This window comes from Desulfitobacterium elongatum (assembly GCF_055378975.1).
Map to the genome: position 1 here is coordinate 3,887,927 of NZ_AP038772.1, position 21,620 is coordinate 3,909,546.

General features: G+C 41.3%; 19 protein-coding genes and 1 riboswitch. All 19 genes read right to left on the bottom strand.

Going from position 1 to position 21,620, the window contains the following annotated elements; translation table 11 throughout:
- Positions 1 to 116 precede the first annotated feature (116 nt).
- The gene (locus ACZ42W_RS18430; RefSeq protein ID WP_464166722.1) at positions 117 to 944 is read right to left on the bottom strand and encodes a vitamin B12 dependent-methionine synthase activation domain-containing protein; all 828 of its coding nucleotides are present in this window, start codon (positions 942 to 944) and stop codon (positions 117 to 119) included.
- A gap of 3 nt (positions 945 to 947) precedes the next feature.
- Positions 948 to 3,461 (bottom strand): methionine synthase, encoded by a 2,514-nt coding sequence (gene metH / locus ACZ42W_RS18435; RefSeq protein ID WP_464166723.1) that lies wholly within the window; start codon positions 3,459 to 3,461, stop codon positions 948 to 950.
- Positions 3,462 to 3,577: 116 nt separating this feature from the next.
- A riboswitch (SAM riboswitch) is annotated at positions 3,578 to 3,702 on the bottom strand.
- An 87-nt stretch (positions 3,703 to 3,789) separates the two neighbouring features.
- Positions 3,790 to 3,966, bottom strand: a complete 177-nt coding sequence (locus tag ACZ42W_RS18440) for a hypothetical protein (protein ID WP_464166724.1) — start codon at positions 3,964 to 3,966, stop codon at positions 3,790 to 3,792.
- Positions 3,967 to 3,987: 21 nt separating this feature from the next.
- Positions 3,988 to 5,925: a PAS domain S-box protein gene (locus tag ACZ42W_RS18445; RefSeq protein WP_464166725.1), complete on the bottom strand. Its 1,938-nt coding sequence runs from the start codon at positions 5,923 to 5,925 to the stop codon at positions 3,988 to 3,990.
- Between the two features lie 291 nt (positions 5,926 to 6,216).
- Positions 6,217 to 7,020: a fumarylacetoacetate hydrolase family protein gene (locus tag ACZ42W_RS18450; RefSeq protein WP_464166726.1), complete on the bottom strand. Its 804-nt coding sequence runs from the start codon at positions 7,018 to 7,020 to the stop codon at positions 6,217 to 6,219.
- A gap of 110 nt (positions 7,021 to 7,130) precedes the next feature.
- On the bottom strand, positions 7,131 to 8,393 hold the full coding sequence (locus ACZ42W_RS18455) for an MFS transporter (protein WP_464166727.1): 1,263 nt from the start codon (positions 8,391 to 8,393) through the stop codon (positions 7,131 to 7,133).
- Between the two features lie 28 nt (positions 8,394 to 8,421).
- Positions 8,422 to 9,174 (bottom strand): maleate cis-trans isomerase family protein, encoded by a 753-nt coding sequence (locus ACZ42W_RS18460; RefSeq protein WP_464166728.1) that lies wholly within the window; start codon positions 9,172 to 9,174, stop codon positions 8,422 to 8,424.
- A 324-nt stretch (positions 9,175 to 9,498) separates the two neighbouring features.
- Positions 9,499 to 10,854: a dihydropyrimidinase gene (gene hydA, locus ACZ42W_RS18465; protein ID WP_464171084.1), complete on the bottom strand. Its 1,356-nt coding sequence runs from the start codon at positions 10,852 to 10,854 to the stop codon at positions 9,499 to 9,501.
- 35 nt (positions 10,855 to 10,889) lie between these two features.
- Positions 10,890 to 11,576 (bottom strand): GntR family transcriptional regulator, encoded by a 687-nt coding sequence (locus tag ACZ42W_RS18470; RefSeq protein ID WP_464166729.1) that lies wholly within the window; start codon positions 11,574 to 11,576, stop codon positions 10,890 to 10,892.
- Positions 11,577 to 11,934: 358 nt separating this feature from the next.
- Complete coding sequence (locus ACZ42W_RS18475) at positions 11,935 to 13,101, bottom strand: extracellular solute-binding protein (protein ID WP_464166730.1); 1,167 nt, start codon at positions 13,099 to 13,101, stop codon at positions 11,935 to 11,937.
- A gap of 31 nt (positions 13,102 to 13,132) precedes the next feature.
- The gene (locus tag ACZ42W_RS18480) at positions 13,133 to 13,648 is read right to left on the bottom strand and encodes a phosphatase PAP2 family protein (protein ID WP_464166731.1); all 516 of its coding nucleotides are present in this window, start codon (positions 13,646 to 13,648) and stop codon (positions 13,133 to 13,135) included.
- 341 nt (positions 13,649 to 13,989) lie between these two features.
- Complete coding sequence (locus tag ACZ42W_RS18485; protein WP_464166732.1) at positions 13,990 to 14,877, bottom strand: inositol monophosphatase family protein; 888 nt, start codon at positions 14,875 to 14,877, stop codon at positions 13,990 to 13,992.
- 32 nt (positions 14,878 to 14,909) lie between these two features.
- Positions 14,910 to 15,680, bottom strand: coding sequence for a hypothetical protein (locus ACZ42W_RS18490; RefSeq protein WP_464166733.1), 771 nt, complete (start codon positions 15,678 to 15,680; stop codon positions 14,910 to 14,912).
- A gap of 45 nt (positions 15,681 to 15,725) precedes the next feature.
- The gene (locus ACZ42W_RS18495; RefSeq protein ID WP_464166734.1) at positions 15,726 to 16,586 is read right to left on the bottom strand and encodes a PHP domain-containing protein; all 861 of its coding nucleotides are present in this window, start codon (positions 16,584 to 16,586) and stop codon (positions 15,726 to 15,728) included.
- A 58-nt stretch (positions 16,587 to 16,644) separates the two neighbouring features.
- Positions 16,645 to 17,850 (bottom strand): alpha-D-ribose 1-methylphosphonate 5-triphosphate diphosphatase, encoded by a 1,206-nt coding sequence (locus ACZ42W_RS18500; RefSeq protein ID WP_464166735.1) that lies wholly within the window; start codon positions 17,848 to 17,850, stop codon positions 16,645 to 16,647.
- 65 nt (positions 17,851 to 17,915) lie between these two features.
- Positions 17,916 to 18,788: a PhnE/PtxC family ABC transporter permease gene (locus ACZ42W_RS18505; RefSeq protein WP_464166736.1), complete on the bottom strand. Its 873-nt coding sequence runs from the start codon at positions 18,786 to 18,788 to the stop codon at positions 17,916 to 17,918.
- Positions 18,785 to 19,570 (bottom strand): PhnE/PtxC family ABC transporter permease, encoded by a 786-nt coding sequence (locus ACZ42W_RS18510; RefSeq protein WP_464166737.1) that lies wholly within the window; start codon positions 19,568 to 19,570, stop codon positions 18,785 to 18,787. The genes ACZ42W_RS18505 and ACZ42W_RS18510 overlap by 4 nt, the downstream gene beginning before the upstream one ends.
- On the bottom strand, positions 19,560 to 20,345 hold the full coding sequence (gene phnC / locus ACZ42W_RS18515) for a phosphonate ABC transporter ATP-binding protein (RefSeq protein ID WP_464166738.1): 786 nt from the start codon (positions 20,343 to 20,345) through the stop codon (positions 19,560 to 19,562). The genes ACZ42W_RS18510 and phnC overlap by 11 nt, the downstream gene beginning before the upstream one ends.
- A 174-nt stretch (positions 20,346 to 20,519) precedes the next feature.
- The gene (locus tag ACZ42W_RS18520; protein WP_464166739.1) at positions 20,520 to 21,551 is read right to left on the bottom strand and encodes a PhnD/SsuA/transferrin family substrate-binding protein; all 1,032 of its coding nucleotides are present in this window, start codon (positions 21,549 to 21,551) and stop codon (positions 20,520 to 20,522) included.
- Positions 21,552 to 21,620: the final 69 nt, after the last annotated feature.

Sequence of the window (21,620 nt, forward strand, 5' to 3'; positions counted from 1 at the left end):
TTAGGAAAGATGTATTCTCGTAACACTACATCTTTCCCTTACTTTGTTCCATAATACTACCTTGTCAATACGCTACATGTTCATATGAATGTCGTCTTGATGAATATCTAGTTCCTTTAGATTACACTAAAATAGCGTGCCTCCGGATGAGCAAATACAAGTGCCGTCACAGACGCCTCCGGATCCATCATATATCCTTCAGTGAGTTCAATTCCGATCTCTTCCGGATGAATAAGTCTGAAGATTTTCTTTTGATCTTCGATATTGGGGCAGGCTGGGTAACCTAACGAAAAACGCATTCCCTGGTATCGAGCAGCCAAGCGTTCCTTCATCCTCATATCTAAAGAGTCTGGGATTCCCCAGGCATCCCGCATCAGGTGATGAAGTCTTTCAGCGAATCCCTCAGCACTCTCTAAGGCTAAAGCTTGGAGGACATAAGATCTCAGATAATCTCCCTTCTCCTTAAGCTCAGCTGCCTTCTCTCTAACTCCTAGTCCTGCCGTCACTGCGAACACTCCTATATAATCCATCTCTCCACTCTCTACTGGACGTAGAAAGTCGCTGAGACATAGATAAGGTTCTTTAACTTGTCGTGGAAAGCTAAATCTCTCGATAACTGTCAAGGATTCCTTGGGATCATAAACTAATACATCATCGCCCTCAGCCTGTGCAGGGAAAAACTGATAGATCCCCTGAGGCTTAATCCAGCCCTTTCCCTTGGCTTCCTCTAGGGTTTGCTCCACAATCCGATAGACTTCTAGTGCTTGATTATCTCCCTCTTTCAAGCGCTCTTCCACATTTCCCTTTAGACCTAAGTGCTTGCCTAAGAGTAATTTAAGGTTAAGATAGGGCTGAATATAGCTTAACGGGTAATTCTTGAAGACATGACGCTCACAATTAGGTGGAATCATCGGTGTATAGTTCCATTGATTTCTACTCTTCATTTCTCATACCTTCTTACCCAAATGCCGATTTACCAATTCTAGTCCATGCATTGCATCTCTAGCATAGAGCACTAGACCTTCATATTCAGGAGCAATCCTATTTTCGGTAAAACGAGCGGATAAGGCGGCGCCTCCTACAAGAAGGGGGATGTGTATCCCCGCCGTACGGAGATCCTGTGCTGTCACAGCCATTTGCTGGGCAGATTTCACTAATAGACCCGATAGACCGATTGCATCCGGCTTTTCCCTCTTACAAGCCTCGATGATTTGTTCAGGAGAAACTTTAATTCCCAAGTTAATAATCTCATATCCGTTATTGGAGAGAATAATTTCAAGTAGATTTTTCCCGATATCATGGACATCCCCTTTAACGGTAGCCAACAGGATCTTCCCCTTCAATGCTCCCTCGTTCTTTCCAAGATGAGGTTCTAAATAGTCTACTGCAGCTCTCATGACTTCGGCACTCTGCAAGACTTCTGCAACGATAAGCTGATTTCCGTTAAAAAGCTTTCCGACCTCATCCATTCCGGCCATTAAAGGCCCATTTATGAGCTCAAGTGCAGAATATAGTTTAAGTCCTTCTTCTAAATCAGAGATTAAGCCGTCCTTCGACCCTTCGACGATATATTGAGCTAAACGTTCTTCTACAGATAGAATCTTACCCGGATCCTTAGACGTCACACTATTTTTATTCCGATAGAACTCAGCAAAACGTGCAACACTTTCATCATTCGTATTAAATAAAAGTTCTTCGGAAAGTTGTCGTTCGGTTTCAGGGATGGACGCATACCGCTGAAGCTTCTCCGCATTCACGAGGGCATAATCCAAGCCTGCCTTTGTCGCATGATACAAAAAGACGGCATTCAAGACTTCCCTCCCGGCTGCTGGTAAGCCAAAGGAAACATTGCTAACTCCTAGAATAGTTTTGCACTCAGGGAACTCCTGCTTAATGAGCCGAATTCCTTCAATCGTCTCTTTAGCCGAACCCAGGTAGGTTTCGTCTCCTGTCGCAACAGGGAAGGTAAGTGTGTCAAAAATGATATCTTGTGTTGAGGCACCATATTCGGTCATCAATCCATAAACCCTTTTGGCAATCTCTAGCTTTCTTTCTCGGGTTAGGGCCATCCCTTTTTCATCAATCGTCCCGACAACGATAGCAGCCCCGTATCTTTTCAGAAGAGGAATAACTTCCTCGAATCGCGTTAACCCATCCTCCAGGTTAATGGAGTTAATCAGCGTTTTTCCTTGTGAGAATTTAAGTCCTAGTTCCATGACCTTCGGGTCTGTTGAGTCAATCATGAGAGGAGCCTTAACCTTTTTTACAACATAGGGTAAAAACTCGCACATATCTGTGTATTCGTCTCGATCCGGGTTCGCCAAACAAACATCGATGACTTGGGCTCCTTTCTTGGCTTGTGCTCGAGCAATCTCAGAAGCTTCATCATAGCGACCTTCCGCAATCAGATCTCGAAACTTCTTCGAACCAATGACGTTTGTCCGTTCACCCACGATAAGCGGACGATTCTCCTCTTCGACATAGACGGGTTCAAGCCCAGATACAGCACTCACCGTCCGCTGTGAAAGTGGACGAGGAGCATAATCCTTAAGCACCGCAGCCATGGCCCGGACATGTTCGGGGGTCGTTCCACAGCAACCTCCAGCCACATTGAGCCAGCCGCGCTCCGCGAAGCCAGCCATTTTCCGAGCAAGCCCTTCCGGTTCTTCATGATAATGCCCATCTTCATCCGGCAACCCGGCGTTAGGATAGCAGCTTACCCCACAGCTTGCTAATTGAGAAAGCGAACGGATGTGGTCACGCATAAATTCTGCTCCAGTTGCGCAATTAAGACCCACAGTAATCGGATCCAGATGTTCAATAGAAATATAGAAGGCTTCAATATTTTGTCCTGCAAGAGTCGTCCCCATAGGTTCGATCGTTCCCGAAATCATAATCGGAATTTTATGACCCAAGTCAGAAAAAGCCTTTTGAATTCCAACTCCGGCCGCTTTTACATTAAGTGTATCCTGGGCCGTCTCGACAATGAGGACATCCACTCCACCCTCAATCAAGGCTTTCGCCTGACGGCAATAGGCCTCACTTAAACCATCAAACGTTACTCCAGCGGTCAAGGATAGGCTCTTCGTCGTTGGACCCATAGAACCAGCGACAAAGCGTGGCTTTTCCGACGTCGAATAGGAATCAGCTACTTCTCTAGCTAGTTTTGCAGCAACTCGATTAAGTTCACTATCTTTTTCTTCCAAGGCATAATCCGCGAGAACCACGGTCGTTGCCCCGAACGTATTTGTCTCGATAATATCCGCGCCCGCTTCGAGGTACTCTTCATGGATTGAGCGGATGAGCTCAGGGCGGTTAAGATTCAAGATTTCATTACAGCCTTCGTATTCATCTCCCCCGAAATCCTTCGCGGTTAGGTTCGCTCTCTGAAGCATGGTTCCCATCGCTCCATCGAGAATGAGTATTCTCTTTTCTAGTTCCTTTTCAAATAAAGATTTCATCTCATTCTTCCTCTCCATATACAAACTTGCAAAGTGCAGCTAAGCACTGTAGATAATATGTAGAATTGCAAAAGCCTCTTCCACAACAGAAGAGGCTCACAAAATCGTTTGTAATCCTCTTATCTGCCAGAAGTAACCTTCTGCAGGAATTAGCACCATACTTAAATTCTCTCAATTTAAAAGAATTTATGCTGGTTGCCGGGTTTCATCGGGCCAGTCCCTCCACCACTCCGGATAAGAGTTTTATTGAGTTAGTATCTCGAATAAAAAGTTAAACTCATAATAACAGTTCCAAAACAGTCTGTCAATAGTACAATTCTGTACTATATCACTTCTCCGACTGGGCACACCCTCCTGCTCCTTGATTCCACTCAGAGTTATCACAAGGAAATCCAGTGTTCCCAATGTGACATTCCCGAATCGGTGAAAAATCAACTATGAAATCAAAGGGGATAAGTTGCTTACCTTGTAAACTTGATACAACGACATAAAAAGAGACCGACATGGTCTCCCTTCTAATTTCCCTTTAAAATTGCACACTTACCTTTGTCCCTTTCGGGCTTGAACGAATATCAAGGGTTGCTTTATGCCTTGCAGCAATACTATAACAAATGGCCAGGCCCAAACCCGTCCCATTATCCTTTGTTGTAAAAAACGGAGTTCCAATTTTCTCTCTAATCTCACTAGGGATACCACACCCTTGGTCTTCGACCATCAGAACAACTCTTCCATGCTTTAAATAGGTAGAAATCGTAAGGACTCCATCGGCCGACATGGCTTCTAAGCCATTACGAGTAAGATTCAAAATAAGCTGGCGAAGTTCTTTCTCATCTACGTAAGAATCCGGGATATTTCCTAGCCTGATATTTACACGTTTATCTTCCATATTTGCGTGTGCATAAATGAGTGGGTAAAGAACATTGATAATCGTGTTAATATTAACTACCTTGAAATCTACGATGCGATCTCGGCTAAGTGACAAGAATTCAGAAATGATTTGATTCGCCCGATCCAGCTCCTCTATCATGAGTTGGAAGGTTTCTCTATACATAAAATTCTCCGCTTTGGCTGAAAAAACCTGCAGATACCCTCGAACTGTCGTCATAGGGTTTCGTATCTCATGTCCTATTCCCGCTGCCATTTCGCCAATTAAATTAAGCCTTTCGAGTCGTGCCATCTCCCGCTCTATATGTTTCTTCTCAGTTATATCTTGGACGACCATGAGAAAACAGGTCTGTGTTTCTATTTGAACCGCTTCTGCAGAAAGAAGTCCAATCCTCTCTTTTCCAGATTTTGTGGTCATTCTTATATCCCAATTAAGAACTACGCCATTTTCTCTCAAGCACTTTTGAATCTTTTCTTGATCCGCTTCGTCTATTAAAGATGTAAAATCTAATAATCGCGTATCTAAAATTTCACTTCGTTCATACCCTAAGGTCTCTGTGAAGGCGTCATTAACATCAAGAACAAGCATCTCTTCCAGTGATAAGATCAACATAAGAGTAGGGCTCGCCTTAAATGCTTTGACAAATAGCTCCTCAGACGATTGACGAGCGTACTCCGATTTTTTACGTTCTAGAGCACTAAAAATGACTTCCCCGACCACTTTCAGAAGTCGCAGATCCTCCTCAGAAAAGCTTTTGTTAAGCCTGCGATTAGAAACTCCAATAAAACCAACGATTTGATCTGACTGGGTGATGGGTATATTAATGAGCATCTGAGCGTCCAGATGCTTAAATACTTTCTTCATCTCATGGGCTTCAGCGGGTTGTAGTTTATCGACCTCTTCAGAATAGAAACTACCTTTTTCACTTAATTTGCTATACCACCTAGGCAAGGCCTCGACACTTAGTTCCAAGCCTGGAAAGGGTTCAACCCCCGGCGGATTCCACTCCACAACTTTCTTGTACTTTGTCCCCCCTTGATAGAACTGGTTAATAAAAATTCGATCAATTCCTAAGAATTGACCAATAACCTCGATAGCTTGCGTGATTTCGTGGTCGATCTTATCCACGGCAAGATTAATAAATCGTGTCGATATCATGGTGACTAGTCTCTCGAATTCAATACGGCGACTCAGATTCTGTTCCGCTAACTTTCGTCCACTAATATCTTGGATTTGGGCAATCTGGTAAAGTGGATTCCCTGATTTATCGCGGACTACTGAGATGCTAGCCAATCCCCATTTGATTTCACCTGATTTATGTATATATCGTTTTTCGACATGAAAACTTGAAATTTCACCTAAAATAAGTCTATTTAGATCTTCTATGCCGACGGACAGATCTTCAGGATAGGTAATATCTTTAAAACCCATTGTAAGAAACTCATGAGGTTCATAGCCATAAAACTCACAGAAATACTGGTTCACCTTAAGATAACGGCCTTCCTTAGTCAATAAGGCCATTCCAATCGCTGCGTAATCAAAAACATTTTTATAATCTTCCGGTAACTCCATGTGCATTTAATGGTTTTCCCCCTCTCTCTAGAGCAAGTATAAATCATAAACACTATAAATTTCTTCATCATCTAATTAATAAAATACATCATCTTCCAAAATTCTGCACTATTTTCTTTTCAATTTATAACTTGATTAATGTGTAATTTCTTTCTTATTACAAGACAGACATAATCCTCAAGAATTATAGTGAAAAAGATGAAAACTACTTATCTAAGTAAAGATAAGTGTTGTTTTCATCTTTTCTCATTTCTCTATGTTGAGCTTGAAACATTTTAGTTCGTGAATCTTTCATCATTAAAAACTGGTGTAATGGGGTTTAAGCTTCCAGCTTTCAGCGCTTATTTTACAATGGTTTGTCAGCTTGCCGATTTCTGATATCTCTATCTCGACTTTATCATCGACGTTTAACGATGAACCATAACCTCCGGGTGTACCCGTTAAAATAACATCTCCAGGCAATAACGTCGTGACGTGAGAAATGAAGCTCACAAGGTATTCGATCCCAAAGATCAAATCAGCAGTATTTCCCTTTTGTTTTTGCGATCCATTTAAATAGGAAGTAATCGTCAAATTATGAGCGTCAATTCCTCTGGCTATCCAAGGACCTAAGGGGAGAAATGTATCGAAGGACTTCGAGCGACCCCATAGTACGTCTGCTTTCTGCAAGTCCTTAGCCGTTATATCATTAGCAATCGTATATCCCCAGATGTATTGATGTACGTCATCTTCAGACACAAGATGTGCCTTTTTCCCTATGACAATGGCTAACTCAGCTTCAAAGGCCAAATCCTTTATCATGGGCCATTTAATAATACTGTCCTCCGGATTTGTTATGCTTGTCGAAGGTTTAATGAATAGAAGAGGCTCCACAGGCCATTTAGCTCCGGGCTCAAGAATTGTGTCTTTATAATTAAGACCAACACAGACTGCTTTCGTGGGGGTACATGGGGCTAATAGCTTCACTGAGGAAAGGTCATACTCGATTCCTGATTCTTTAAAATCCGGAAACTCTTCACCGATCAGTTCTGCCACCCTTTCCCCTTTAATTAATCCATAACAAATTTTGTTTCCATTATTAAAACGAACGTATCGTTTCATTGAACTACCCCCTTAAACAAGGAGTAGATGTCACTAGGGGACGCCCCGAGAGACACCTACTCCCAGACAAAATGATAAGCATGTTTAATTACAGCTTTGTCTCAATAGATTCAACCTTTAACTTCTTCATATATTTTTTTAGTTGGGTCAACCATAAGCCACAGCAATGCACCAAGAACAGATACACCGGAGGCAATTAGAAACGGTGTTGCCCAATTACCCGTAGTTTGGACTATATAACCGAAAGCTAACGGAGAAACAAAGCCGCCCAGGTTTCCAAAGGTATTCATGAGTCCGGAGACAGTACCAGCATGAGGACCCGCAATGTCTAATGCAGAAGCCCAATATACCCCAATTCCAAACTCGGAAGAAGCTAAGGCTAAGGATAAAAGGATAACAGACAGTACATTATTCTCAACAAGTGCTCCAGGAACCATAAAGAAAGCGAGGGTAATGGAACCCACTAAGGGGATAATCCGACGCGCCCATTTACTTCCGTTCGTTTTCTTCACGAGTTTATCGGAGAGTATTCCACCGAGAGTATTCGCAATTGCTCCCGCAATAAATGGAAGGGCTGCGAACAATCCCATTTTTAGCAAGGGGAAGTCACGTGCGTCTTTAAGATAGGTAGGGAACCAGTTGAAGTAGATATAAGTAACATAAATGAAGGCCATATAACTTAAGCACAATGCCCAGATACTTGGACTCGTTAGGATTTTGGCCCAAGGGGTAGGAGGTGTAACAATCGACTCTTTTTTACCATTCAAGATGTAATCGATCTCTGCTTTATTGGCAAACGGATGATCTTCTGGTCGATCACGATAAATAATCCACCAACCGATAGCCCAAACAATACCTAAAGCACCACAGACGATAAAGGCCATACGCCAACCGCCCCAACCGATGATCATCGCTACAAGAGGTGGCGTAAATGCTGAACCGATACGGGTAGCACTTTGCAGAAGACCTTGCGATAATCCACGTTCTTCAGGACGTAACCATCTGGAAAGAGCGGATTGAGCTACAGGAAAAGCACCAGCTTCTCCGACACCAAAGCCAAAACGAATGAGCAAGAAAGAGGTATAGCCTCTACCTAAGGTCGTTAAGGCTGTCCACACAGACCACCAGGTAACAAAGATCGGTAAAATGAACCGAGCTCCGAAACGATCACCGAACCATCCACCCGGCATTTGGAATATTGCATAACTCAACGTGAAGGCAGCAAAGATCGCGCCCATCTGAATTTTGTCTAATCCGTATTCTGCAGAAATATAAGGAGCGGCAACAGAGATATTGACACGATCCATAAACGTAATGAAATACATGAGCATAGCCATGCCCAAAATCAAGTAACGCACATTGGTCCGTTTCATATGTAAACCTCCACCCTTTTATTAAGACTTACTTCGCTAGAAATAATCTACCCCAACCCTTAACGATGCTAGGATCAATCCCTACCATTTTTAATGTTTTCCATACTGTTACGGCCGTACTATCATAAACAGTGATTCCATAATCTTTCTCAAGTTGTTCGATTTGCCAGGTCGATCTTAAGTTGGTGCAGATGATACTGATTCCGTCTGCAGGGTCTACACTAACTTCTTTACACATTTGATCAATTTGCTCTGGGGTTACTAGGCTAAAGGAGCGATTGACCGTTTGATTTAAGCCACGGGAATTGATGACTTTGTAGCCACACTTTTCTTCGTATTGCTTAATAATAAGTTCATCGATGGTCGGGATATAAGGAGTAACCGTATGGAGGGTCTTAACATGGTTTTCCTCGAAAGCATCCAACATTGCTAGCATGGAGGTTGTAGCCGGGATACCCGTTGCTTCCGTGATTCTATCACAGACCATTCTGTCGAATTCGAAGCCCGTCCAACCACCTGAGGTACCATTCCAAGCGATTGCATCAACATCTGCATGCGCAAGGTATTCTGCAGCTCGAAGAAAGGGGTCGAGATCAAACTGAGATAAGGCATCCTTTTCCAGGGAGATTTTTGTTACCTCAAGACGAGAATAGTGCATTGTAACTTGTTCCTCTAAGCCTGAAACCATTCTTGAACAAATCGGCTCTAGGGCAGTGTTCGATGAGGGTGTTAGCATTCCAATCTTCTTCTGTTCTGTTGGATCAAACATAGTTTTTTTCATGACTAAATTCCTCCATTCTTGATTTGAGTAAAGATTGAGACTGAGATTTGGATTCGTGTAGATTGTCGACATTATACACACTATTCATATTCGCCATAATCTTTAAGATTCCTCTATTAAAATTAAGGTTTTTAGAATTTTTATTTTTTTCTACAAAATCCCTCGTCAATACTCGTGACTAACCCCTTCCAACTACCCTCTCATCACAGGAGGTAGTCGTGGAATAATTCTCTTAGATCATAATGCACAAAAAAATATAGGAAACGACACCTAGTCGTTCCCTACGATTACCTTTCAAAATTACAATTTTAAACAGTCCTGTCTTTACTTTTTGGATCTCTTAAGAAAGCTCCCTTTACCAAGGCTCCCTATGAATTTTCCTTGTTGAACGATGCGCTCTCCACGTAACAAAACGGTGTCTACTTTCCCCTGCAGCTTCATCAGCTCATAAGGAGTATAATCTGATTTTTGATATTGGTTCTCCGCTGAGATGACTTGCTCTGCTTCTGGATCGAAAAGAACTAGATCGGCATCACTTCCTGGAGCTATGGTCCCCTTCTGCGGATAGAGTCCAAAGATCTTCGCGGGATTCGTAGAGACTACCTCCACAAACCGTGATAAATCTATTCCTCTTTCCATCCCATGGTGGTAGATTAAACTAAAACGATGCTCAATTCCCGGTGCCCCGTTCGGTATTTTCCTGAAATCCTCTTTTCCTAGTTGTTTATGTGTCGAATAAGCGAATCCATTATGGTCAGAGGAGATAATATCAACTGCACCGTTCAATACCCCGTTCCACAAGCCTTCGAAATTCTCTGGACTTCGAAGTGGGGGAGATAGGACAAACTTAGCACTTTCATGACCTTCTAATTCATATTTAGCTTCAGCCAGAAGCAAATAGTGGGGACAACTTTCACCGTAGACACGAACTCCCCTAGCTTTTGCTTTTTGGACAAGTTCCAGGCCTTTTGCCGTACTGATATGGGCAATCAAGGTAGGGCAACCCGTGAGTTCAGCTAGGGTAATTGCTCTGTTAATTGCCTCGACTTCTGTGAGCTCTGGGCGACTTTTGGCATGATAAGCCGGAGAGATATTTCCCTGAGAAACGTTCTGTTGCTGCAAGGATGCGATAATTTCTTTATTCTCAGCGTGAATAGCTGCGGTGCATCCTAGCTTTTTAAACTCACTCATAAAGCGGAAGAGGTCTTTATCTGCCATCGCAATGTCGTTAGCCATAAAAAGTTTGAACGAAGTGATTCCCTGCTCAACAAGAAGCTTCAGCTCTTCGAAGGACTTGTCATTGGGTTGAGTGATAATGAGATGAAATCCATAATCGGTGGCTGATTGCTTGGCTTTCTCAGACCAATTATTTGCCGTCTCCTCAAGAGAGAGGCCGTTTTCTTGGATCACATAATCGAGTATCGTGGTGGTTCCTCCGACCGCCGCAGCAATAGAGTCAGTGTCATAACCAGCTGAGATACTTCCATCGCTACAAGTGACATCCATGTGGATGTGAGCATCAATACCACCGGGGAAGATATATTTTCCGGTGGCATCGATGGTCTCATCGGTTTGTACCTCTAAATCTTTACCAATGGCAGCAATTTTTCCACCTTGAATAAGAATGTCCCCATGATGTTGATCAGATGCCGTAACGATGTAGCCATTTTTTATCAACACGCTTTTCAAGATTTCCCCACCCCTGTATAAGACTATTAGACTTCTTTGGAAGTCTTCTTTATTTGATTCAAGGCTGCCTGATACTGTTGTGAATAATACTTCCAGTCATTTTCAATGTGTTTACGAATTACACTCTCTACAACGTGAGCATCTTTGCTCTTAAAAGCCTTTACGATTTCCTTGTGCTCATCGAGATAATCCCTTGGTCGAGAATACACTTGTAGTTCGGTATTCCTTGCCAAGATGCTTAGAGATCGAATCTTATCAACGATATCACTCAGTCGCCGATTACCACTGATGCGGACGATTTGATCATGGAACGTCGTATTTAACTCTACAACTCGCTCTGAGTCCTTTTGATCATAGGCCACTTCAGCTTCGTTCACAAGTTGCTCTAATTCCGAAATTTCTTCGTCTGTAATCCTCAATGCAGCTAAAAAGCCCGCATACGGTTCAGAAGCAATCCGACATTGATAAATCTCTTCAATATCTTCGACCTCCATAGGATTTACTACTGTTCCATTATCCATGTTAATGACTAGGCCATCTTGCTCTAGCATGCGTAGTGCTTCTCGAATCGGGCTACGACTCACTCTTAATTCTTGGGCTAATTTAAGTTCAAGTAAGCGTTCACCGGGTCGAAATTTACCGGTCAAAATTGATTCTCTTAGAATCTGGTAAACTTGTAAATGGAAGGGCATATTCTTTATTACGCTAGCCAAAAATATCACCTCTTGTCGACAATATATTTATTATAACCAATGATTCGACGCTTTAGGATGTAAGTCCTTTAAAAGGAAATGCCAGAGAATCTAAACAGTTCATTGTCGACAGTCCACTTCATAGTGAATATTATTCGCTAAACTTTCTTTGAATCCTGCTGTAAAATTTACTTTTTTTAAGATTGATTACTACACCTAAGACGAGTTAGCTTACTCAATAACAGCTAGCCACTGGATAAAAAGAGAGCTACTTTACACCCCATTTTTGGTCAGGGGTAAAAGTAGCTCTTCCATTTTATCTGTCAACTAGGCTATAAAAGAAAATTCCTTCAGTTATATTTGTACTCGTCGCCCATATCTACCCCTTCTCATAGGCAGTCTGCAGCTTTTCAAAATAATCTTGAAGTGGGAAGGACAGACTCTTTATCCCTAAGTCTTCAGTGGTAATGTCCGCGAATAAAAGGGTTTTTCCCTGTTTAGAGACTTTAGACATCGTCACATTTGCATCAATCCCAGGATAAAGGTAATTTTTCTCAACAATAAATCTAGCTTGGACTTCAGGAGAGGTTAGAAAATTAGCATACCGGACTGCCAATTCCTTGTTTTTCGCTTTTTTAGGGATTACCACATACATCGTCTGTCCAGGTAGGCCTGGAGCAATGACTTTCATTTTTATATTAGAATTTAACGACCCTTCCGCTTTTGATTCCAAGAACATATCGCTCCATACCGGCCCCATATCAAATTCTCCACGGTTTAAACTATTTAGCGTATCATTATCTCCAAGAGTAGAGGTTACTGGTAGGGCTTTCAATTCCTTCATTATTTGAGGCCATTTATCTACTAACTTTGGGTCATAAGGACCTTCTGTCAACTGTATATAATCCTCACTTTTCCAATACGTATAGGCTGTCACGAAAGCTGCCCCGCTCGTACTTGAAACTCCACTATATCCAAATCTTCTCGGGTGCGCTTGAATCCACTTGTCCAATTGGTCAAATGTATATGGAATATTCTTCACCTGCTCTGAATTATAAGCGAGTACTAATTGATTGTGATACATCGGGATAACATAATCATTTACATCTACGCCAAGACTATTTACACTGTCTGCAGAGATAACATACTTTTTGTTATCACTTATAGGTACATATTTCTCCAGAAGACCTTGTTTCATCAAATCTTCCATAATACTTTGATTAACGACTGCCATATCGATGTCCCAGTGTTTTTGCTTTGCATCTTTTTGAACTTTTAACTTATTAAAGATTTCTCTTGACCCAAGATCGCCTGATCCTGTTCCTATAACGTTGATGCTTAAATCCGAATATTTTTGACTAAATTCTTTACCAACAGCTTCTTGAAGTTCTACCATGTTGATATCCCCAGCTGTAGCAACATTTAATGTTACATCTTCTAAACTTTCAGGGCTTCCAGAGCTTAAGGCTGTTTGTATTCCACAGGTTGATAAGAAAAAAGCGGATATAATAGTAACGGAAACAATTAACTTTAACCGCTTTTGCATATTGATTCTTCCTTTCAGTATGAGTAGTCTCTTATCCAAGAAGCAAAGCGGTAAATATCCCTATCCCAGCCCCGATCGCAATATCGGAGGGATAATGCATGCCCAAATATACCCTTGAAAAAGCAACGATCACCGCTAAAGTATAAAAGATAAGGACAATGGAAGGGATCGCTGTAGAGAAAACAGTGGCCATACAGAATACTGCAGTGGAATGTCCTGAAGGAAAAGAAGCATCTTTGAGAAGCTTTGTACCGGTTGATACCCCGTCTAAAGTTTGGTAAGGGCGTCGACGCCGAACAAACCTTTTTATTAGATTCACGATTAGATGACTAAAAATTAGACTTGTGGCCAAATGCACCCCCATCTGATGCCAGAATGAAGTTTTATTGATTAGTAAAATAAGCGAGAACAAAACACTTGAGGTTACTCCACCTATATGAGTAATTTTAGGCATAATCCAATCATAAAAAGATGACCGAAACGCTTGGTTGATCCAATAAAATGTGAAGATGTCTCCACCGCGTATTCTCTCTGCGACCCTATACATTGCGTGCCTCCTTCCTGATATCTTCTATTCTAATTAGCTTTTGTAAAATTCTCTTCGAACATATGTTAAATATTTTAAAAAACTTGTTAAGTTACAGTAATTTTTTTCTTCTCTGAATACAAGTTACACAAATAAGTATTTTTAACATAAATCTTACGTATTTCGCCTTTTGACTTAATAAATTTATGTTAAAGTACTAATAACGCCATTCTTCCTCCTACTTTTTTATATAGATGAGGACAATTTTGTCCTCGCCATCAAACCCGCCTGTAAATAAGGCGGTTTTCTTTTTTCAGCCAATAAACCGGCCCTGTGGGCCGGTTTATTGCTTAAAGCGTTATTTAACTTGCGAACCCAAGTTTTAAACCTTGGGGGAAATACTCCAAGGCTTCCTCCCATATTAATGGCGATCGAAAGGCAACGACCAAAAGCTTGCTAGTAAGATAGCTGTTATTATCTTTCTTTCGACTGAGAAAAATCCCCCCACGTTGTTCTATAAAAACCCGAGCAGCTGCCACATCCCATTCATGAACATTCGAGGAGATGAACAAATCATATTCTCCATTGGCAACCTTACATAATTCAAGGGATGCACAACCCATATATCTGTGCGCCTGCACCTTAGATAGCATCCCTAAAACATCCATTCCAACACCTGTAAATTCTCTCATCGTTCTTAAACTCATAGCGACTATTGCTTTGCTCAAGCTCTCGTGACCTACTGACTGGATATCTAAACCTGATTCATTGCTTGAAGCACCTTCCTCATGTCTCCCGCTATACATGACATCTTTGGCCACGTCATAGACTAAGCCAAAAACTGGACTCTGATTCTTATATAAAGCGAGCGAAATTGCATAATCCTTACCCAAACGATAATAATTGATGGTACCATCAATGGGATCAATGATCCAAGTGTAAGCTTCCCTATTGCAGTTTATGGTATCTATTCCTAATTCTGTATGTTCTACCCCGCCATAACCTACTCCATAATAGACTCCCGTCGAATGACTTTCTTCGGCTAAAATTCCATGTGACGGGTATCTTTCAAGAATTTCCTTAACCAGAAATTTTTCGATCAAAACATCCTGTTCTGTGACCAAGTCCATCTGGGAAGTTTTTTCTCTTACTTGGATCACAGACTGACTCCGTGCCTGTTTCAATTCGTGGCCTGCAGATTTTACTAAAGTATACGCGAGATCGTACATTCCTCTTTCTTCATGATTCATTATCACATAACCCTTCTATATATAAAGCAGCCCTAGAGCACATAGACCGGCCAACTGTTCTCACGATAAAATCTCAAGAAGTTATTAAACTTCCTAACCTCAGCTCGAGTAATATAAAACGTCAGCGGGGTTTGGAAGAATCGTTTGTTAATACCTATTACTGCCTCAGCTAGAATTTCCCTATCTTCTCCAGAGAGCTCTTCCTCAAGATAGAGTAGTGAAATATGTCCATTAAAACCGCGTTTTCTGTCAACCCCCAGTTCTGTTACTACCTTATCACTATATATGGAATCCCTTAATGATTGCAGACGCTGATAATCCCCATCTGTGACAGGAGATACCATGGCAGCTACAACCCCTTGGGGAAAAATAGAAAGGCCCTTTATCTCAAATTTCAAAGGCCCTAAACGAGCGATTTTATCGAATACTTCATGTAGAGCCAGAAAAAATTCCTCATCGCGAGTATTCTTTAGCCGTGTTTCATAAATATCATCAGATATCAACCGAGCTATCGTCATATGGAATGCCGAAGCAGGCGCGGGAACGAATTGAGGAAGACTCACCTCGTTTAATAAAGTTTCTCGCGCATCATTAATTATTCTATAACAACTGACGTTTTCTTGATCATCTAAAAAAGTTGTGGTAATAAGAGTATAGCCTTCATACTTAATAGGTTCCCATTCCCCCACGTTGTTCTTTTTAAACTTTCCCAGAGTCTTTACTTGATTGGTAATTTCCCTGATTGTTTTCTCGCTTAGTAGGTATTCAACTTGTTTGACATAATCTAAATAACTTGCTTCCATAACGATACTCCTATCATGATCTATACTTTTATAGCTGTATTTTGGTTAATTTCTATTCTTTTTTCTTATGAGTAACTTCTGAATGCATTCTACTTCTAGTTCCCTGCATCCTAATTCGACCGGAATTTCTCCATAAAACCCGTGGAAATCAGAACCACCGGTTATTACGAGGTTGTATTTTTGTGCATATTTCAAGGACATTCTTATATCTTCTTTACTATGACTCGGGTGAAATACTTCAATCCCTTCAAGTCCTAACTCAACCCATTCATCAATCGCGTCATAATTGTTCAGTTGGCCGGGATGAGCAAGCACAGCTATACCCCCTGCTTCTCTTACGACTCGAATCGCTGCCCTAGCATCAATATATTCTAGGGGAATATGAGCGAGCCCTTGGGGTTCATTACCGCTACCTCTTCGAAAAAGCTCCTTGTAGAGATCACAGTAAATGCTCTCACAATAGCCGTTGTCCAATAAAGCATGCATGATGTGTTGTTTATAAACACCATTTCCCCCTTCTGCATACTTCTGAACCTCTTCCCAAGTTATCTCATATCCGGCGGCAAATAACCTTAAAACCATTTCACGGGATGCCTGGTTTCTGCTTTCCGTCAAGGATGCACAGAGATAATCCAAAGCGGGATGCTCTGGCTCAATGTACAGACCTAGAATATGTGCTCTTTTATTTCTCTTATAGTCATAAGCTGATATCTCGATCCCTGGTATAATCCCTACACCTGATTTATTTCCGTAATCAATCGCTTCTCTTAAACCTTTAGTCGTATCATGATCTGTGATGGCAAGGCAGGTAACTCCCTTTTCTTTTGCTGATTTTATAACTTCCTCAGCAGTTAGTGAATTATCTGATATCTTGGTGTGTACATGTAAATCGATTATCTTAGCCACCCTCAATCTCAAAACATAGTCCCTACAGCTCAAATTTCATTAAAAGAGCTTTGTCTATTCAACCAACATTCTCAACTCTTTCGGAATTCAATACTGAGAAATCCGATTGATAGACGACCTTTCCACTCACTAAGGTTTTCCGTACGACGGGATAATCCTCATGTTGTTCAACGATGATTAAGTCAGCATATTTCCCAGCTTCTATAGTTCCTACTTCCTTATCAATTCCCAAAGCCTTAGCTGGATTTAGAGTTACCATGTTGACCGCTTCAGTAAGTTTTACGCCTTCCTTAGTTAAACTAAATAGAGCCGGAAGCATTGCGCTCGGCAGGTAATCAGAGCAGATGATATCAGCAGCCTGATGTTTTATGGCATCGATTGCCCTCATATTATTGCTATGAGACTTCCCGCGAACAACATTGGGAGCCCCCACGCAAACATGAAACCCTTTGAATCTAGCGTAAATGGCTGTCTCCAAATTGATTGGGAATTCACTTACAACACCTTCACATTCAAAGAGTGTTTCGATTTTCTCTTTAGTGTCATCATCATGAGATGCTAATCCAATCCCTTTTGATTTTGCAAGCTTGGCCAAACTAACCAGCTTTGGCCAATCGATCTTGGTTTGATAATCTTTATTATTGTCCAGAAAGGTATCAATTTCTTCCGCTTTTCTTCCATACGATTGGATCGTAAAATTCTTAAGCGCTTCAGCATCCTTAAACTGCCCCTGTCCCGGAGTGTGGTCCATATAAGACATAAAATCGATTCTTTGCTCCCGAATCAAAGTCTCCAAGGTACTCATTCCTTCACGGTAAACAATCTCATATCTAAGGTGAATCTTATGATTTATTCTTGATCGTGTTCTTTTCAATCTGCTAATAGTATCTATTATCCCCAATACCATGTCAGTTTTCCGAACTCCCCAATCATCGCTCAAAGAAAGGGAATGGTACATGGTCGTGATGCCACTTCCGGGAAGCTTCTTATCAAGCTCTTGGAAGGCCATTGAGGTAGGGAATAAGCTATTGGGTCTGGGTTGGATTTCTTTCTCGATCGCATCGCTGTGCATATCAATCATCCCTGGCATGACATATGCTCCTTTAGCGTCAATCATGGAATTGTCTGGATGAAAGTCTATTTTGGGAAAACTCCCCTCGATGACCTCTGAAATTTTATTCCCCTCAATAAGAATATAGCCTTTGACCACTCTTTCCGGCAAAACAACATTTGCATTATAAATACAAATCTTTTTTGTTTTCATTTCTCTGCTCCTTTATAGTAAAAGATTTTAAAATGCCTAGTTTTTATTGAATAGAGTATCTATGATTATCCTTTGACCTGGAGCCTCTGTTTCATGTTCGTGGAAACGGCTTCTAATACAATCGCAATAGCTAGAATAAGATAGGTGATTAACCCCACTTCCCGAAGATCAAAATAATGGCCACTTGCCATAAACAACTCAAACCCAATTCCACCTGCTCCGGCTGCGGCCCCAATGGCGACTGCGACTCCGAAATTAATTTCAAACCTTAGGAAGGTCCAGGATAACAGATAGGTTAAAGAAGATGGAATAACTGCCTGAAAAACAATTTGCCACCAATTAGCGCCACTCGCCTTTAAAGCTTCAATAACACCTCTGTCTATTTCTTCAAAAGACTCGGAATATGCTTTAATTAAGTAACCAAAAGAGTGAAAACTCATCCCAATTACCGCTGCGACACTACCAAGCCCTGCTGCCACAGCAAAAATAAGAACCCATAAAACAGTTGGAACCGCGCGGACGTAGGCAACAAGCCCTCTGATGCATTTAGAAATCAGATGAGAAGACAGATTTTCTGCAGCGAGTAGCCCTATAAACAACGCAAGAATTGCTCCAATCAGTGTTGTTAAGAAGGATAGCCCCAAGGTTACAGCAACCTGAAACAGCGCTTCTCCCAAAGTAAAGTGATTAAACTGGGGTTCGAAAAACATGACTTTGAAGTTCATCAAGGTTTCAATTGTACTTTGGAAAATATTTATATCTTTATAGTCGAAGACAAAAAAGGCATGGATTGTCAACAAGGTTAAGCCGAGCAGCGTCATTTGGATCGCAAAAGAAGACTTATTAAAGGGTTTACTCTGGCTTAGAAGCTCACGACGCTTTAACCCTTCAATGCTTTTATGGGGCAAACCAGTAATTGATTCTTCCACTTGGATCATAAGACCACCTTTCTAATGTAATTCGAGAGATATTCGATGAATAAAACCGTAATGACGATCACGATCACAACCAGACTTGCTGCATGGTAATTCAAGCTCTTATAATACAACTCAAAGGAGAACCCGATTCCTGTACCTGTTAGAATTCCAATCAAGGTAGCGTGACGGATATTAGTCTCAATATTATACAATAGCCAACTGATGATCTGAGGCATGCTGGCAGGAAGAACTGCTTGAAAAACAATATGGAAATAATCAGCACCAGTAGCTTTCAAGGCTTCAACTGAAGAACTGCCTACTTCATCAATCGTTTCCATAAAGGCTCGTGTCAGAAATCCGAGAGAAATAAAAAACAGGGCAAAATATCCTGTAAGTGAACTCTGCCCGAAAGCTATAACCAAAACCATACCCCAAGAAACGACAGGAATGTTACGAAAGATAGACGCTATTGCTCTACTCATCATACTCAGAAAATTATTTATCCTCGTTGTACTGGAGCCCAGCAAGGCCATCACAATAGCGAACACTGCTGCGACCATTGTTGAAGCAATCGACATGAGAACCGTTTCCTGCAATTTAGCTAAAATTTCAGGGAGCTTCATCATCGCTTTGGCATCAGGGTAAAAATTAGAACTCCCCCATGCAACAGCCTTACCTATACTCGTAAAGCCCTTAACAACATCATACTCAGTAATAATGATAGATACTAAGCTTAGTAAAAGTAATAGAATGAAAAAAATCAGGCTATCCTTTCTTCTTTTCTCAAAAATCTTAACCTGCATTTCTTCCACCCAGATCAATCATCAGATCTTTAGATTCTGAACCATAGATTTCCTGAATCTTCTCAGGATTCAAATGTCCAGGTGATCCGTCGAAAACAACCTTTCCCTGATTGATCCCGATAATTCTATCTGAATACTGGAGTGCTACATTGACTTGATGCAAATTAACGATCACTGTGATTCCCATCTCCGCACAAATATTTCTCAGGTGGTCCATAATCACCTTAGAAGCATTCGGGTCTAAAGATGCAATGGGTTCATCGCATAGAATCATCTTAGGATTTTGAACTAAAGCTCTGGCAATGCCGACTCGCTGTTTTTGACCCCCACTTAATTGATCACATCGTTTGTACACCTGATCACTTAGACCCAATATCTCTAACATCCTCAAAGCCTGGCTTTGCTCCTCTTTACTGTACTTGCCGAAGATACCCGCAAGCGTCGACTTATAACCCAGTCTACCATGCAGGACATTTTCGACCACGGTCAATCGATCGACCAAGTTATAATGCTGAAAAATCATGCCAATTCTTGCTCTAAGCCTTCTCAAATCTTTTTTGGTAGCCTTTATGGTATTAACACCATCAAAGAAGATCTCACCCTGAGTGGGCTCTATCATTCTGTTAATGCAACGGAGAAGAGTGGACTTACCCGCCCCAGAAGGTCCGATAATGGATACGAACTCCCCTTCGTCAACTGAGAAACTGACTTCTCTTAATGCGGGTACCTGACCGTTATAGTCCTTCGAGACGTTTTTTAATTCTAATAACGCCATTATTTAACTCCCTTACCCCAAAATTAGCGAGGGCGTCGCCAATACCTAGCCCAAATTTCAATTGAATGAATTGGGTTTATGACTAACGCCCTCTACTCTTATCCCCAATCCTGATAAGGACTGTAGCTTTAAAACTCAACCTGAAGTAAGTTTCCTCTATACTAACTCAATCGCTTATTTTGATAGCTCTCGGATTGGATTGAACCATGCATCATCTACTTTAAGAAAGCGCTCTGGAGCTTTGAACATTCCTTTGTCTTTGGAATCTTTAGGTATAAAAATCTTGGGGTTCTTAGCAACTTCTTCAGAGGTGAATGCTTGTATAATGGCATCTCTACTTTTTTCGCTCAGTACGTCAGAGTTCATAATAAAAGGAGCATTTAAAACAGGGGTTACTGAGATAACCACGAATTCTGCACCTGGAAGCTTATTAAAAGGTTCGGCAGCATCCTTTCTAATTTTGTAGACCGCACCTGGAGTATTCGCTTTTCCTTCAGCAAGTTCTACATAGTTTGCTAAGTTGACATCGCTGAAAGCAGCCACATCGACCTTATCTGTCAATAGATTCACTGCCGACCCTTGGTGGGACCCTCCATATTGCACTTGACTGAAGAATTTTCCCCTACCCCCTTCTAGTAAATCCTCCTGCTTCAGGTTCTTCCATTGATCCTTTTTAGAGAAGTAGGATACAAGTCCTGATGAGGGCACTTTGAAACCTGAAGTAGAGCTAGTAGAAACGAAGGAGAATTTTTTTCCTGCTATGTTATCTAAAGAATAAGCACTACCCGATTTGTACTGATCCTCATTCCCTTTTTTGACATTTAACCAGCTATGATAAACTGCATCCTGTAAGGTCCCTGATGCGCCACTGTTAACGAATAAGGGAAGAACGTTCTTGTTTTTATTATGTGCTTCAATATATCCTTGGGCTCCTGGGAAAGCGAGATGAGCATTGCCGTTAGCGATTGATTCAATTGCTATCGTATAATCCGTTGTTAATTGGTGCTCAACCTTTTTACCTGTTGCCTGTTCAATTATTTTGCCAATTTCATCTCGAGCCACTTTCATATCTTCTCCTGATTCATTAGGATACCAAACGAACTTGATGGTATCCCCTTCTTTGTCTCCACTAGCTACTGCAGAACAACCTGTAGCAAGGGATACAATTAAAAGCATGACGAGTACAAACAAGGAAACCTTCTTCATCTTAAAATTTCTCCTCTCAGTTAATTAGAATGCTTAACTTTATAGTTTCATTGAACCCTTGGTATAACG